Genomic DNA, 16,398 nt, shown 5'->3' with positions numbered 1-16,398 from the left:
TGATATAACAAAAGAAGCCATCTCGATTGAGATGGCTTCTTTACGCTTAGGTTAAGTGACCCGTACGGGATTCGAACCCGTGTTACCGCCGTGAAAGGGCGGTGTCTTAACCGCTTGACCAACGGGCCTAAATAAAATGGTAGCGGCGGAGGGAGTCGAACCCACGACCTCACGGGTATGAACCGTACGCTCTAGCCAGCTGAGCTACACCGCCATGTTATTGTTGTGTCCTAAGCACATTTTCTATAATAACCAGTCACCATTCGAGTGTCAATTCTTTTTTTATATTTTTTTAAGAAAAAAATCGTGTATAGTGTCGTCTTCCCCACTATACACGATTTTGTATCGTATTTACATCATGCTTCTGATGCGACTTGACGATATTTTTTCTTCCATGCGATCCGGAAGTACGCCCATAGTAATGCAAAACATCCGGCAGCCACAAACACTAAATAGGTTGTCGCCGTCTGCAAGTACTGCGCACCATCTGCCGATAGAATTTCTTTATATCCGGCAACCGTATACGTCATTGGAAGCAAGGCATTGAATGGTTGCAATGCTCTTGGAATCAATTCAAGCGGGAACGTCCCGGCTGACGTCGTCAATTGTAAAATCAACAAGACGATCGCCACGAAACGTCCAGGGTTTCCGAGTGTTGTCACGAGCAACTGTACGATAAAGAGGAACGTGATGCTCGTCAACCAGCTGAAACCGAAGAATTTCAATGGTTCGCTCACTTCAAGACCGAGCAGTTGCACCATAGCCACATCGAGAATCAAGGCTTGCAAGAATCCGACGACCATGAGGACACCAGATTTCGACAATACCCACGATAGACTACGTTTCGGGCGTCCTGCTGGATCGTATAATGGATAAACGATCGAGAGAAGGAGTGCCCCAACGAAAAGTCCGAGTGACATAAAGTACGGAGCAAATCCAGTACCGTAGTTTGGCACCTCGTGAATCGAGTTGTCGACGAGCGACACTGGACCGGCCATCATCTCGACGTTGTCATCTGTTAGACCGATGTCTGCGTCTTTCGCACCTTTTACTAAGGCGTCACGAAGTTTATCGCTACCTGATGCGAGCTCTTTCATTCCGTCAGCGAGTTCACCGCTACCGTCTGAAATTTCTTGTCCACCATTCGCGAGCTGATTCGCGCCATCCGTTAGCTTGCTCGTTCCGGCTCCGGCACCCTTCGCACCTTCGGCCAGTTCACGGCTTCCTGACTGCAGCTTTTGACCACCGTCCGCTAATTGATTCGCACCATTCACCAATTCACTCGTACCGGTGCTTGCGCTCTTCGCTCCATCCGCAAGCTTTTCGCTACCTTCAGACAACTGTCCGGTCGCGTCTACAAGCTTGTCACTTCCAGCCGCGAGCTCAGTTGTCCCATCTTGAAGTTGTGTCGCGCCTTGATTGAGCTTCGCACTCGCTGACACAAGTTCTTGGGAACGATCGGCCGCCGTTTGCGTACCTTGCTCGATTTGACTTGAACCACTTGCCAATGCGTTCGCACCTTCGGCCAATTTCGTTTGACCTGTACTCAATTCAGAAAGTCCAGTCGATAGTTTGTCTGCACCTGTACCTGCCTGATCAAGACCTGCGCCAAGTGCGACCTGTCCTTCTTTCACTTTTGTCGCGCCAGCGGATAGTTGATCAAACCCGGCCACCGTCTCTTGCTTCCCTTCGCTCAGTTGTGCCGCAATGGCTTGAAGCATTTCAGGTGATGCCGATTGACCCGACTCAGCGAGCGCTGTCAATTGTCCAATCAACTCATCTTGTTTCGCAGTCAATTCAGACTTCATTTGTCCGATTCCATTGACCACGTCTGTTTGACCCGCAACAAGTGCCGCGTTTCCGTCCTTCGCCTGAGTCAACGCTCCTGAGAGTTTTGTGGCACCATCCTGTAATGCAGATGCCCCCTCTTTCGAGCGCTCGATGCCGGCAGCAAGGTCTTGAACACCTTGGTTCAACGTCTTCGCACCTGTGTGCAGCTCATCTAGTTTAGATGCGAACGCTCCTGTTCCGTCAACGAGTTGGCTCGTCCCGCCTTGTAAGGCAGAAGCGCCCTCGCTGACACGATGGACCCCGTCCGAAAGTGAGGCTGAGCCCTCGTATACTTGTTGACTGCCATCCGCGAGTGCAGATGAGCCATCGGCCAATTGCGAAACACCATCACGTAATTGACTTGCTCCATTCGCCAGTTCCCGTTGTTTCGAAGCGAGAAGCTTCGTCCCATCCGCGAGTTCTGATGAACCATCCGCCAACTGAGTCATCCCATCGTTTAATTGGCTTGCTCCATCCGCGAGCTCACGTTGTTTCGAAGCGAGAAGCTTCGTCCCGTCCGCCAACTTGACGGCACCGTCTTTTGCTGACGTTGAGCCGTCCGCAAGTGTCGCTGCACCATCTGCGGCCTCACCAAGTCCGTCTGCCACATCATTCAATCCGTCTTTCAACGCACTGACATACTGTTTCGAGACTTCGGTCGACAGTTCCGCTTTGACTTGTTCCATCGCGGAACCACCGATTTGTGCGGCTAAAAAGTTATACGATTCATTTGCGATATACTTCAGTTCGAGTTGCTCCGGATGTTCATCTAAAGCAGTCGTCGCTTTTTCTGAAAAGTTTTCTGGAATCTCGATCGCCATGTAGTAGTCATGGTCTTTCAGTCCAGATTCCGCTTCTTTCTTCGTCGTTTCGACGAACTCGAACGCCTCCGAATCCAGCAGCTTATCAATGAGGTCATCTCCAATTGCAAGCGACTCCCCTTCAAACGTTGCCCCTTTGTCTTCATTGACGATGGCGACCGGCAAATCTTTCATCTGTCCATACGGATCCCAAAAAGCCCATAAGAACATACCGGCGTACATTAACGGTACGAGTGCGACCGCAAGAATCGGAACCAACACACGTGGGTTCTTGAAGATACTTCGCCACTCCGCCGTCCACAGTTTCCATCCATTCATTTTTCTCTCCACCTTCACTTATAAAACATAACTATTTTTTCATGTTCCCTATTTTGCTCTCTTCCTCGAAAAAAAGCAACTCTTTTAGTTATTTTTTATAAATTTTTTAAACAGAAAAAAAGCCATGAACGAAAATGTTCATGGCTCGTCTCATTACAAGACCTCTATGGTTACGAGTAGAAGCTAATTGGTATACGAAGGATTACCCGCGCTTGGCTCCGCGTCCACCGCGTTTTGAGTCTGTTTGACGTTTCAACGTCGAAAGACGCTCGTCGCTATCTTTCAAGAACTTACTCATCAATGTATCGAATGTTTCTGGTTCACGACGTTGTTCACGACGACCGCCACCACGTGGGCCGCCACCGCGTGGACCGCCGCCACCGCGTGGACCACCTTGACCTGGGCCACCTGGACGTGGGCCACGAGAGAAACGCTCACCAGCTGGACGCTCAGGACGCTCAGGACGTTCGCTTACAGGACGGTCGACTGCTTTCTTGATGGACAACCCGATTTTCCCATCATTTTCGACGTTCAACACTTTTACCGTGACTTCTTGACCGACTGTCAACACTTCGTTAATGTCTTTGACGTAAGAGTCTGCCACTTCACTGATGTGTACTAATCCTGTCTTGCCATTTGGGAGCTCGACGAACGCTCCGAAATGCGTAATCCCTGTAACCTTACCTTGTACCTTGCTTCCTACTTCAATTGACATAAAATAATGTACTCCTTTTTTGATTGATTCTTTCTAATTATACGAGTCGTTTCCCTAACGGTCAACGAACCGACTTATTCCTCTGGCGAGAAGTAGAAAATAATCTCTCCATCTTTAGAGAAAAGCAGTTCGTTTCGTGCTAAGTTCGCGATATAATCTTCATCCTGTAACCGTTCCACTTGCTCTTTCAACTCATCCTGTTCGGCCTGCTGTTCACGCAACTCCACTTTTGCTTGTGCGTAGGCTTGTTGCTGGTCCGATACGTACCCTACTTTCGAGAAGTAACTCTGTCCAATCAACACCATGACAAATAAAAACAGGAGAGAGGCTGCCGCCAAACGACGTCGAAGATGAACTCGTCGGCGATGTGTATCTTTTTCTAGCTGTTCTCTACGCTCATCTAGCGCTCGAATGCGTCGTTGTCGATCCATCGGATTACGTCCGTTCATCGCCTCATCCCCCTCCTCTTAATACATTAAGTATACTTTTTTTTATGAGTTGATACTACCGTCCATCTTCTCTTCTTTAAGTAAACGATACATTTCTTTCGCATCTTCTTTACGTGCATGTTCTGCGATTGAATCGATGACGACCGTGACGAGTTTATTTCCGAAGCGAATTTGTAACTCATCTCCGACTTTGACTTCTGTGCTCGCCTTCGCGACTTGCCCATTCAGTTGAATTCGTCCTTGGTCCGCCACTTCTTTTGCCAACGTGCGACGCTTGATTAGACGTGACACTTTTAAAAACTTATCTAGTCTCATAAACCTTTCTCCTTTGCCTCGTTCCAAAGCGCATCCATCTGTTCGAGTGTCATCTGGTGAAGGTCACCGTTCGCTTCCACATACTCGAATCGACGTTTGAACTTTCGGTTCGTCTGTTCTAATGCTTGCTCGGCATTCAGCCCAACGTATCGCGCGATGTTCACGATGGAGAACAATACGTCCCCAAGTTCCGATTCATCACTTAGGTCTTCATGCCATTCTTTTAACTCTTCTTCCAGTTTTTCGAAGGCACCGGATACGTCATCCCACTCAAATCCGACGTGAGCCGCTTTCTTTTGAAGTTGCTCCGCTCGCATCAATGAAGGTTGGTCGACGAGAACACCATCGAGTTGCGATTGTTTCTTTTCCCCTTTTTCCGTCTGTTTAATCGCATTCCAGTTTTTCACCACGTCAGAGGCATCTTCGACGGTGACATCGCCAAAGACGTGTGGATGGCGGCGCACCATCTTCTCACTGATGGAACCGATTACGTCACGAATATCGAAATAGCCCTCATCTTCTCCGATTTGAGCATGCAACATCACTTGGAGCAAGACGTCACCGAGTTCTTCGATGATGGCATCATCGTCTTCTGCATTGATTGCTTCAATCAACTCATACGCCTCTTCTAATAGGTACTTGCGAAGTGACGCATGCGTCTGTTTACGATCCCACGGGCACCCGTCTGGTCCTCGAAGCGTTGCGATGATTTGTTTGAGTGTCGCAAAATCCTTCGCCAAATACGATTCATCCACGAGCGGTGGAACGTAGAGGGTCGTCAAGTTATTCACTTCCGCCATCCGGTCCATTTCGAATAACGGAATGTGCTCAATCCGTTCTTGCGTCGTACCGGCAGCCGTCACAAGGGTGACGGGATGGTCGTCCGGATACCGTTCCATCAATTGCACTTTGACGTCACCCGCCACGAATCCATCGTACACTTGCCCGATAAGCACATGTTGGGTCACCTGCAAACGTTCAAGGTCGAGTGCGGTCGCATCGAGCAGTTGAAATCCATTGATTGGGTCGATCCGGAGCGCCTGGAACATGGCATCGAGGAAACTTTGACCACCGAGTACATGAAGGTCGGCACCGCGTTCCACCAATAGTTCGACGGTCCGTTCCGCTACGAACGGGTGGCCCGGTACGGCGTATGTGATCGCCATTTCTTCACTTTTACTCAACAACGTCTCGACAATTTGGTCATAAACTTCTTCAAACGTCTCACTCGATTCATAGACCGAATCAAATGATTCGAACACGAGTCCTTCCGCTTCTAACTCTTGAACGACAGGATGTTCTTTTGTGCGCAACCAGACGAGCGGTTGTTGTTTTAAATGGCGGTACACACCGAGCGGCAATTGATTCAACTCACCAGACCCGAGTCCGACCACCGTGATTGTATAACCCATATTAGTTCTCCTTTTTCTCGAGCACATCGAGCAGACGACTTCCGAACGGGATCAGTTCCCATTCCGCAAGTGACAGCATTCGCGTACTCCATAATCTCCATATATAAAGGACGGCACCGCTACACACCATTCCGATTAACCAACCGAACGCAGTGATTCGCGAGTCGACCCACATCTGACCTAGCCAGTTTAACACGCCAATGAGGAACAGCATCGGTACGAGGGCTTTCCATAGCGATTTATAATGTTTCGATCGAAATGATCCGAGCGGAATCGAACGGTCAAGCGCCCGAAAATTATAGAATGCCATCGCTAAAAATCCAATCGACGTCCCGATTGCCGCGCCTTCGATTCCGTAACTCGGGACAAGCCATGCGTTTACCATACTTTTCACTAAAATTGCGACGACCATACTTCGTGCCGCGACCCACTCTCGGTCAATCGCCTGCAAACAAGTCATACTCGCAATCGCCAAGGAGGCAGCAAACGTACTCGTCGCTAAGAAGACAAGGGCTCGCGTCCCGGACTCGTCTTCAAACAAGGCCACGTTCAAGAAAAACATGACTCCCATCAACCCGATGGTCGCTGCACCAGCAATCGCCGTCGTCACACGAATCATCGAACGGAGTCCCTGTGTCGTCTTTTGGAGATGCCCTGCCCGATAGTGACGGACGAGCGTCGGCACGTTGGCCATCCCGATGGTCGTGGTGAACAAAATGGCGAATTGCACGAGCGGATATCCTCGATCGAACACTCCTTTGCTCACCTTCGCCTCATATGTGCCACCCATCAAATTGACGATGGTGAAGGAGTCGACCAGTTGCATCCATAAAATCCCGAGTGATGCGAATCCGACCGCGAAACCCGTCGTCAACAAGAGTTTCATTCCTCTCCGAAACGTGACGCGGCGCACCCTCACAATCCGCACTCCTCGTGCGCGATAAACTAAAAAGGCAATCGCCACAAGCCCACCGATTAGCGTCGCACCATACGCATATTGACTGAGCGTATATGCATCTTTTCCGAGACGGACCCCAATCCATAATAGGGACAGCATGACCGTCACGCGGACAAAGTTCTCGAGCACTTGCGACCATGCGCTCGGTCGTAAGTCATCTCTCGATTGAAAAGCCCCGCGCAACACGGCTGACGCCGGCATGAGTAAATAACTCAAACTGATCACGCGAAGTGCAGGAGCTAGCTGCTCATCTCCAAGCCATTTCGCTAGGGTCGGGGCAAACAGCCATACCGTGACGACAAGCATGGACGAGAGTAGAAGTAAGGCGTAAAAGCTTCCCCATAAGACTTCTAACTTACGATTCGTCCCTTTCGCACCGACGCCGATTTTCGCAATGACGACCGGCATCGCATAAATGCCGAGTGACGCCACGATGGCCGCGAACGGATAGACGGTTTGATAGGCATAAAGTCCGAAGTCCCCCGCCAAGTTTTGATAGGGGACACGATAGGCGAAACTGATCAGTTTCGATACGTAGCCGGCAAGGGCGAACAGAACGACGCCTTGCGCAAACTTACTTGGCGACCGCATCGCCCACCAACCGCTTCATCAGTTCTTCTAATACAGTATCGGCATCATTCAAGAGCTCTGTTAGCGGCATCCGACCGCTGAGTGACAGTTTCAAGGCGCCGTCTTCTTGCCCTACGCCAAGCTTACGACCAAGAGGCATCGACCACTCCATGAAGGACGGGACATCCAGAGCCGTCGTCGATTCTTTCGATAAGACAATTTCGATACGTCCTGGCGTCTGCTTGATTCGACTCACTTTTGCCAGTTCTCCATAAATACGCAGACGTGTCAATTGAATGAGAAGTGCGACCGGTTCCGGGAATTCGCCAAATCGCTCAATCAGTTCATCTTGAAGGGCGAACAACGCGTTCGGCGTATCTACATATTTGAAGCGTTTGTACATCTCAATCTTCAATTCGCTATCTGACAAGTAGTCATCAGGGATATACGCATCGGCCTGGAAAGTGATCTCCGGTTTGAAGACGACTTGTTTCGCTTGTCCACGCATGCGGTCTTTCCGTTCCTCAATGGCTTCAGAGAGCATTTGTGAATACAGATCGAAACCGACCGAATCGATGAATCCAGACTGTTGTGCACCGAGTAAGTTCCCGGCTCCACGAATCGACAAGTCGCGCATTGCAATCTTAAAACCACTGCCGAGCTCTGTGAACTCTTTGATGGCCTGAAGACGACTTTCTGCCACTTCCGTCAAGCGCTTGTCTTTCCGATACGTAAAGTACGCATAGGCGATGCGATTCGAACGTCCGACACGACCTCGGAGTTGGTAGAGCTGGGACAGTCCCATCTTGTCGGCATCGTGGACGATGAGGGTGTTGACGTTTGGAATGTCGATTCCCGTCTCGATGATTGTCGTTGAGACTAAAATATCCGCCTCGCCCTCTAGGAAGCTGATTAACTGGCTCTCGAGCTCACTTTCAGTCATACGTCCATGGGCCGTAGCAATTCGTGCATCCGGCAATAAGGCCCGGATCTCTTCCGCTTTCCGTTCGATCCCTTCGACACGGTTATAGAGGAAGAACGCCTGTCCTCCGCGAGCGAGTTCACGTTCGAGCGCTTCACGCAAGACGATGCCGTCGTATTCCATGACGTATGTTTGGACAGGATAACGATTCTCTGGCGGTGTCTCCAATACGGACAAGTCACGGATTCCGATCATCGACATATGCAATGTCCGTGGAATCGGTGTCGCCGTCAACGTGAGGACGTCGATGTTCGTCTTCAACTGTTTCAGACGCTCTTTATGTTTGACGCCGAACCGTTGTTCTTCATCGATGATGACGAGACCGAGGTTGGCGAACGTCACGTCTTTGGACAACACGCGGTGTGTCCCGACGACGATGTCAATGGTACCTTCCTTCAAACCTTTCTTCGTCGCCGTCATTTCGCTCTTCGAACGGAAACGACTCATGACCGATACGTTGATCGGGAATTCGCTGAACCGCTCGAGCATCGTTTCATAATGCTGTTGGGCGAGGACGGTCGTCGGGACAAGAAAGGCCACTTGTTTACCGGCGAGCACGGCTTTGAACGCCGCCCGAATTGCCACTTCCGTTTTTCCGTATCCGACATCTCCACACAAAAGGCGATCCATCGGACGGGAGCGTTCCATATCCGCTTTGATTTCTGCAATCGAACGGACCTGGTCTTCTGTCTCGGCGTACGGAAAAGAGGATTCGAACTGACCCATTTCTTCATCGTCCGGAGGGAACGCGAAACCGACCGAGGCCTCTCGTGCCGCGTACAATTTAATGAGCTCATCAGCAATGTCTTCAACCGATTTGGCAACTTTCGATTTTACTTTCTTCCACTCGGTGCCGCCGAGTTTATAAATCTTTGGCTCTTTTCCTTCGGCACCGACATATTTTTGGACGAGATCGATTTGGTCGACCGGCACGTAGAGGGCGTCGTTCCCTGCATAGACGAGGTGCAGGTAATCCTGATGGATTCCACCGACCTCGATTGTTTTAATGCCAAGGTACTTCCCGATTCCGTGGTGCACGTGGACGACATAATCGTTCGGTTTCAGCTCTTGGTAACTCTTGATTCGTTCGGCGTTCGTCAAATTCTTCGTCTGACGTTTTCGTTTCGTCACACGCTTGAACAACTCTTCTTCCGATATGACAACGAGACGGCTCGTCGACAGTTCGAATCCACCTTCGATTTGACCGATGATGACCGAGACACGTCTCGGTTCTAACTCTCCATCGACATTGGTGAAGGTCGAGGCGATTCCATAGTCGGAAAGAAGCGCTTCAATCTTATCTGCACGCGACTTATCTCCCGCAAGTACGACGATTCGTTGATCGCCTTGCTGCCATCGTTCGACTTCCTGCTTCAATAGATGCATCTGACCGTGGAACGCCGGTAGCGGACGACAGCTCAAATGGACCGTGTCGCTCTCCGGAATGCCCGAACGACGAGACGGAAGCAAGGAGAACGCGACTTGCTTCAAGTCGCGGAAGACTTTATGCATCGGGACGGCGAGCGTGTAATTGCTGACAGCCTCCCCTTTTTCGATAAGTGAGGAGAACCATTCCGCCTCTTCACGATCCTGTACGTCCGCAGCGTCCTCGATTCGTGCCACCTCATCTAAAATGAGGACAGCGTCATTCCCAACGTAGTCAAGGAGTGTGGACGTATAGAGCAATGGCGAATACTTCCCAACTTTCTCCGGAAGGTCTCCACGCTCAAGCCGCTCGATGTCTGTCACGACTCCTTCTTCAAGGGCTTGACGGATCACTTCATTCCCAATCAACTCGACGGTTCGGTCGTACTGCTTCCGAAGCGTACCGCCCGCCTGCTTCAGCTGATTCTCCGTTGCGATGAACTCGGTCGCAGGCGTAATGCACACTTCCCCCACTACACCAAGCGAGCGTTGCGTTTCCGCGTCAAACGTGAAAATTGAGTCAATCTCGGTGTCGAACAGGTCGATTCGATATGGGCGCGCTTCTGTAAGCGGATAAACATCTAGAATACTCCCTCGTACGGAAAATTCACCAGGTGTCGTCACCGTTGCCGTTCGTTCATAGCCCATGCCCGTCAATTGTTTCGAAAAATCCGCTAAATCGAGGTCACTTCCTGGCTTCAACATGATGCGACTTTCTTGCCACGCTTCCGGACTTGGTACATAGCGTCGTAATCCACCAAGCGGCACGACAACAACGCCTCCTGTTTGGTCGAGGAGACGAGTACGGGCATCAATTCGGGCGGCTAACAGTTCCGGACTAGACGTCAGTGACAGTTCACCTGCTAGCGTCTCATCGATCGGATACAACAACGTTTTGTCCGGACCGATGAGTGATTCAAGTTGATCGAACATCTTTTGGGCTTGATACATGTTATGCGTCACGACAACAAGACGTCTCGAGGACGATTTCACGAGTCCAGCCAAGACGAGCGCTTTTGCGCTTGTCGTCAAACCCGTCACCAATTGACGGTCTACTTTTTGGAGTCGCTCTCGAATCACATTCGTTTCAGGGAGCGCCACCATAAATCTCTCTAAAGCATTCATTTGTTTTCCTCCAACTCATACGACAAAAAAGGGTACAATGACCCTTTAGTTGTATCGATTCATCAGCGCCAGCCAATCTGTATCCACAAAATCAGTGGCTGCGGTTACGGCGTTGTCGAGTGTTTCATTTAATTCTGGTAACTCGTCTTTACGATAGTTCATCAACACCCAGTCGACGACTTTAATCGGGTGTGGGGGACGACCGATTCCGAGCTTCAATCGTTTAAATTCAGCCGTTCCCAAGTGTTGAATGAGAGATTTAATCCCATTATGACCACCTGCGCTCCCTTTCGGACGGAAACGAAGTTTGCCAGGCACCATATCCAAATCGTCATAAATGACTAATAAATCATCAATTTCAATTTTATAATAATCTAAAATGGGACGGACGGCTTCACCCGACAAGTTCATATACGTGAGTGGTTTGACAAGTACAACGCGTTCACCATTGATTCTTCCCGTTCCCATAAGGGCATTAAACTTCGCTTCATTCAGCGAGATGCCATGCTTTTCGGCGAGACGGTCAATTGCTAAAAAACCGACATTGTGCCGCGTCATCTCAAACTTTTTCCCGGGATTCCCAAGACCGACGATGCATTTCATATCATTTCCTCCTGAACAAAAAAGCCCAAAGGCGAATGCCTCCGGGCCTCGTTTTTTAATCGAATAGGGTACTGACCGATTTATGCTCGTGTACGCGCATAATCGCTTCCCCAAGCAAATGGGCGACCGACATTTGCTTGATCTTGCTCGAGCAAGGACGACCCGTCAAATCGATGGTATTTAAGACGACCAACTCTTTGATTGATGAATTGTCGATACGTTCCATCGCTGGACCAGAAAGGACTGGGTGTGTACAAGACGCATACACTTCTTTCGCACCCGCTTCGACGATAGCATCTGCCGCAAGTGTGATCGTTCCAGCTGTATCGATGATGTCGTCGATCAAAATCGCCGTTTTCCCTTCGACACTGCCGACGATATTCATGACTTCAGCGACGTTCGCTTTCGGACGACGCTTGTCAATGATAGCAATCGGCGCTTTCAAACGTTCTGCCAATTTACGTGCACGTGTCACGCCACCGTGGTCTGGAGAAACGACCACGATATCTTTCGCTTGAAACTCTTCTGTTTCAAAGTAAGTCGAGATGAGCGGTACACCAAGTAATTGGTCAACCGGAATATTGAAGAATCCTTGAATTTGCGCTGCATGCAAATCCATCGTGATGACGCGTGTCGCACCCGCTACTGTAAGAAGGTCAGCGACAAGTTTCGCCGTGATCGGTTCACGCGAGCGTGCTTTACGGTCTTGACGTGCGTACCCATAATACGGCATCACGATGTTGATCGTACGGACAGAAGCACGTTTGAGTGCATCGATCATGACGAGCAATTCCATGAGCGTTTCGTTTACAGGCGAGCTTGTTGATTGGATGACATACACATCATCTCCACGAACACTTTCCTCGATGTTGATATAGAGTTCACCGTCGCTGAAACGTTTGACTTGGCAATCGCTGAGCGGGACACCAATTTCTTTCGCGATTTCTTCAGCAAGCGGGCGGTTCGAGTTTAAGCTAAATAGACGAATTTCTCGTTCGTATACAGTAGACATGTTTAGGATTCTCCTCCGTTGTTTTCCATAATGATTGGCAGCAAGTTATCGTTTTGTGTAGCCTTCTTTATTCGTTTGGCGTTCGCGTGCAATCGCTAGCGCCTCTTCTGGTACATCACTCGTAATCGTCGATCCAGCAGCGACAATCGCGCCTTTCCCGACTTTTACAGGGGCAATCAAGTTGACGTTACAGCCAACGAATGCATCGTCTTCCACGACTGTCTCGAACTTGTTCTTGCCGTCATAGTTCACTGTGATCGATCCACAGCCTAAGTTGACGCGCTCACCGATTGACGCATCCCCGATATAGCTCAGGTGTGACGCTTTCGCACCGTCACCGAACGTCGATTTTTTAATCTCTACAAAGTTGCCGACGCGCGTGTTCGCACCGAGGACAGCTTGTTGACGTAAGTGAGCGAACGGTCCGACTTGAGCCGCCTCACCAATTCGGCTATCAGTCACGACAGACTGGCGTACGACGGCATGGTCTTCAATCACACTGTTGCGGATGTCCGAGTTTGGTCCGATGACACATTCTGAGCCAATCGTCGTCTTGCCAAGAATGACCGTTCCCGGATAAATGACCGTATCCGATCCAATGACCACGTCTGGTGAAATGTACGTCGATGCCGGGTCCATGAAGGTAACCCCTTCACGCATGAGACGCTCATTTGTCCGCTTGCGCATGATGGCTTCCGCTTGCGACAAGGCGACGCGGTCATTGACCCCGATCGTCTCATCAAACGTCGGTGCTGTATGCGCCGCAACCACTTCGCCCGCTTCTTTTACGATTGAAATGACGTCAGGTAAGTAATATTCGCCCTGTGCATTGTTGTTACCGACTTGTTTGAGCGCATCGAACAACAATTCGTTATCGAATACGTACGTCCCTGTGTTGATTTCATTGATGGCAAGTTCTGCTTCTGAAGCATCTTTATGTTCCACGACTTTCGTCACATTCCCATCTTCACCACGAACGACTCGACCATATCCGGTCGCATCGTCAGCAATCGCAGTCAACACCGTGACTTTTGCTTGTTGCGCTTCGTGATGCGCGAGAAGGGCTTCTAACGTTTCTGCCGTGAGTAACGGTGTATCTCCACAGACGACAAGCGTCGCCCCTGATTTACCCGCAAGTTCTGCTTCAGCCATCTGAACAGCATGTCCTGTTCCAAGCTGCTCTTCCTGGACCGCATACTCTACCCGTGTGCCGAGCGTGTCTTGTACCGCTTCCGCCCCATGGCCAACGATTACGATTTGACGACTGACACCGATTTGGTCTAACTGATCGACAACATGTTCGACCATTGGTTTCCCTAGAACCGGATGAAGTACTTTATATAACTTCGACTTCATTCGCGTTCCTTTTCCTGCTGCCAAAATGACTGCAAAACGCTCCATGCTTGATTCGCTCCTATCTCACAACAGCTGTGATTGGTCTGTATAGTTCGGCTTTTCTGCAACTAAATCCTATTTACACCGTTTCTACTATATCGAAACCATGCCTTCGTTTCAATAGTTGTACCGTTCCTTAACCATTGAAACGCAAAAAAACAGCGGTAGGCAACCTAACCGCTGTTTTCTGTCATTCATGTGTACCGTATGACACATGTTGTGGGTCAAGGATTTCCACATCCATATTGGAATAGGTTTCCAATACAGCCGCTTCGACCTTTTGTCGCATTTCCCCGTTAATCGGATGCGCAATATCCCGAAAAATCCCTTCTGGTGTCCGTTTGCTCGGCATGGCGACAAATAGACCGCTACTTCCTTCGATGATTCGAAGATCGTGTACAACGAATTCATGGTCAAGTGTGATTGAGGCCAACGCTTTCATTCTGCCTTCTGTCGCGACTTTGCGAATTTTTACGTCTGTGATCTGCATGTTTCGCATCCCCTTTTTCATCGTTGTCTACGCCATGGTGTGGTCTTCTGTAAGGTTCAGTTGGTTTCAAACGAACGTCATGACTCCATATTGATAACTCTATACCCTCTAATCATAAAACGAAATCAAAATTTTGCCAATCACTTTAAGAATTGTTCCACATTCCCCCGCGAAATGGTGACCAGCCCTTCATCAGGATCGACATTCGTCAATTTCATCAAGCTGACGTATTCACTCACCATCTTTTTCTCGGCCCCTTCGGCCTCCATCAAGACACCTACACCTGCAAGATTGGCTTCAAATTCATTCAAGAGGCTCATCATCCCACGAATCGTCCCGCCGGCCTTCATGAAATCATCAATCAAAAGCACATTCGCACCACGTGGCAGACTGCGACGTGCAAGCGCCATCGTACGAATCGCTTTCGATGAACCTGATACATAGTTGATGCTGACCGTCGAACCTTCTGTGACACGGCTATCTGAACGCACAATCACAAACGGAACGCCCAACTGTTCAGCGACCGCATAGGCAAGGGGAATCCCTTTCGTCGCAATCGTCATGACCACATCGACTTTCCGGTCGGCGAAGACTGACGCAAAAACTTGCCCCATCGGTTTCACTTGGCTTGGATTACCTAGTACATCTGTGAGGTAGAGATAGCCTCCTGGTAAGAGACGCTCCGGTTTTGATAGTTGCTCACAGAGCGTATCAATCATCTCCAGCGATTTTTCTTTACTCCATCCTGGGATAAACATGACACCACCGGCTGCACCAGGGACAGTGACCAGTTTTCCGATCCCATCATGGGACAACATTTCACTGACAATGACAAGGTCTTCGCTAATCGACGACTTTGCAGCTTTATAGCGACTTGAAAACATCGACAACGAGACAAGCTGATGCGGATGATCAAGTAAATAACGGGTCATATCGACGAGACGACCACTTCTACGAATTTTCATACGGATTCTCCTTCACATCTTCAATAATAAACGAATGTTCTATTGAAAATATATCACTTTCATTCGTTTTTGTTCAATGTCTTTTGCCGAGAATCCGAACGACGAACACTTCTGGGCAAAATCCTTTCAATCCATTATAGATTCGATGCGCTTTTTGCTCGTGTTCGATCAGCGCAAACACGGTCGGTCCGCTTCCACTCATGAGAACACCTTCCGCTCCGCAATGACGCATCGTTTCTTTGATCTGTTTCACTTCCGGGTGAAGCTTAAGTGTCACACTCTCAAGTGAGTTACCAAGGTGTTCACAGATTCCATGGAAATCTTTTTGACGAATCGCCTCTACCATGGCCTCGGTATCAGGGTGATGCACCTCTTCCATACGCACTGCCCGATACACATCTGCCGTCGATACCCCGATTTTCGGTTTACCGAGAACGACATAGCACGGTGGCGGGGCCGGAATCATTTCTAACTGTTCACCACGACCACGGGCGATAGCTGTTCCGCCGATGACACAAAATGAGACGTCCGATCCAATCTCGGCACCGAGCTCTGCTAGCTCCTCTAATGACAAGTTCAATGAAAACAGTTCGTTCATCCCACGGAGCGTTGCCGCCGCATCACTCGAGCCACCTGCAAGGCCAGCTGCCACGGGAATCTGTTTATCGAGCACAATCTCGACCCCTTGCTGAATGTTAAAACGCTCGCGCAACAATTCTGCTGCTCGATACGCCAAATTCCGATGATCATTCGGCACATAGGCGTGTTCTGATTGAATCCGAATCTCATCCGACTCTAAAACTGTCAACTCCAAGCGATCTGCCAAGTCGACTGTCGTCATTACCATTTCTACTTCATGATAGCCGTCCGGACGCTTTCCAAGGACATCAAGTGTCAAATTAATTTTTGCCGGCGCTTTCACACTGATCGTGCGCATCACGTTCACCCTTCCCATTTGTCTCCTGTTCGCCATTGTACCGTAAACGGGCGCACAAAAAAAGAAGCAGCTGCCA

At 49.6% G+C, this 16,398-nt stretch carries 13 protein-coding genes and 2 tRNA genes; all 15 read right to left on the bottom strand.

All coding sequences use genetic code 11. The features are described 5' to 3' along the window. Nucleotides 1-56: 56 nt before the first annotated feature. Nucleotides 57-128: transfer RNA gene (locus F3H97_RS00520), tRNA-Glu, on the bottom strand. 9 nt (nt 129-137) lie between these two features. Further along, a tRNA-Met gene (locus tag F3H97_RS00515) sits at nt 138-214 on the bottom strand. 142 nt (nt 215-356) lie between these two features. Next, nucleotides 357-2,969 carry a YhgE/Pip domain-containing protein gene (locus F3H97_RS00510; protein WP_196430281.1) on the bottom strand — a complete coding sequence of 871 codons (2,613 nt, stop codon included), beginning with the start codon at nt 2,967-2,969 and terminating at the stop codon, nt 357-359. A 202-nt stretch (nt 2,970-3,171) separates the two neighbouring features. Beyond that, nucleotides 3,172-3,684 carry a S1 domain-containing RNA-binding protein gene (locus tag F3H97_RS00505; protein ID WP_012727724.1) on the bottom strand — a complete coding sequence of 171 codons (513 nt, stop codon included), beginning with the start codon at nt 3,682-3,684 and terminating at the stop codon, nt 3,172-3,174. A 74-nt stretch (nt 3,685-3,758) separates the two neighbouring features. Beyond that, nucleotides 3,759-4,133, bottom strand: a complete 375-nt coding sequence (locus tag F3H97_RS00500; RefSeq protein ID WP_012727725.1) for an FtsB family cell division protein — start codon at nt 4,131-4,133, stop codon at nt 3,759-3,761. Between the two features lie 42 nt (nt 4,134-4,175). Further along, nucleotides 4,176-4,448, bottom strand: coding sequence for an RNA-binding S4 domain-containing protein (locus F3H97_RS00495; protein WP_012727726.1), 273 nt, complete (start codon nt 4,446-4,448; stop codon nt 4,176-4,178). After that, nucleotides 4,445-5,860, bottom strand: coding sequence for a bifunctional methyltransferase/pyrophosphohydrolase YabN (gene yabN, locus F3H97_RS00490; protein ID WP_196430280.1), 1,416 nt, complete (start codon nt 5,858-5,860; stop codon nt 4,445-4,447). The genes F3H97_RS00495 and yabN overlap by 4 nt, the downstream gene beginning before the upstream one ends. A gap of 1 nt (nt 5,861) precedes the next feature. Beyond that, entirely contained in the window at nt 5,862-7,409 is a 1,548-nt protein-coding gene (locus F3H97_RS00485; RefSeq protein ID WP_159563170.1) for a polysaccharide biosynthesis protein, read from the bottom strand. Continuing rightward, on the bottom strand, nt 7,393-10,920 hold the full coding sequence (mfd, locus tag F3H97_RS00480) for a transcription-repair coupling factor (protein ID WP_196430279.1): 3,528 nt from the start codon (nt 10,918-10,920) through the stop codon (nt 7,393-7,395). The genes F3H97_RS00485 and mfd overlap by 17 nt, the downstream gene beginning before the upstream one ends. 45 nt (nt 10,921-10,965) lie before the next feature. Next, nucleotides 10,966-11,523, bottom strand: coding sequence for an aminoacyl-tRNA hydrolase (gene pth / locus F3H97_RS00475; RefSeq protein ID WP_012727730.1), 558 nt, complete (start codon nt 11,521-11,523; stop codon nt 10,966-10,968). A 55-nt stretch (nt 11,524-11,578) separates the two neighbouring features. Continuing rightward, nucleotides 11,579-12,535, bottom strand: coding sequence for a ribose-phosphate diphosphokinase (locus F3H97_RS00470; RefSeq protein WP_012727731.1), 957 nt, complete (start codon nt 12,533-12,535; stop codon nt 11,579-11,581). A gap of 45 nt (nt 12,536-12,580) precedes the next feature. Next, nucleotides 12,581-13,936 carry a bifunctional UDP-N-acetylglucosamine diphosphorylase/glucosamine-1-phosphate N-acetyltransferase GlmU gene (glmU, locus tag F3H97_RS00465; RefSeq protein WP_196430278.1) on the bottom strand — a complete coding sequence of 452 codons (1,356 nt, stop codon included), beginning with the start codon at nt 13,934-13,936 and terminating at the stop codon, nt 12,581-12,583. A 184-nt stretch (nt 13,937-14,120) separates the two neighbouring features. Continuing rightward, nucleotides 14,121-14,420, bottom strand: coding sequence for a septation regulator SpoVG (gene spoVG / locus F3H97_RS00460; RefSeq protein WP_012727733.1), 300 nt, complete (start codon nt 14,418-14,420; stop codon nt 14,121-14,123). A 140-nt stretch (nt 14,421-14,560) separates the two neighbouring features. Then, nucleotides 14,561-15,385, bottom strand: coding sequence for a pur operon repressor (gene purR, locus F3H97_RS00455; RefSeq protein WP_012727734.1), 825 nt, complete (start codon nt 15,383-15,385; stop codon nt 14,561-14,563). Nucleotides 15,386-15,458: 73 nt separating this feature from the next. Further along, the gene (gene ispE / locus F3H97_RS00450; RefSeq protein WP_196430277.1) at nt 15,459-16,322 is read right to left on the bottom strand and encodes a 4-(cytidine 5'-diphospho)-2-C-methyl-D-erythritol kinase; all 864 of its coding nucleotides are present in this window, start codon (nt 16,320-16,322) and stop codon (nt 15,459-15,461) included. Nucleotides 16,323-16,398: the final 76 nt, after the last annotated feature.

The sequence above is a fragment of the Exiguobacterium sp. SRB7LM genome (assembly GCF_015712685.1).
GTDB classification, from domain to species: domain Bacteria; phylum Bacillota; class Bacilli; order Exiguobacteriales; family Exiguobacteriaceae; genus Exiguobacterium; species Exiguobacterium profundum.
Note: the sequence above shows the minus strand (reverse complement) of the source record. Positions and strands in the feature narration are given on the sequence as shown.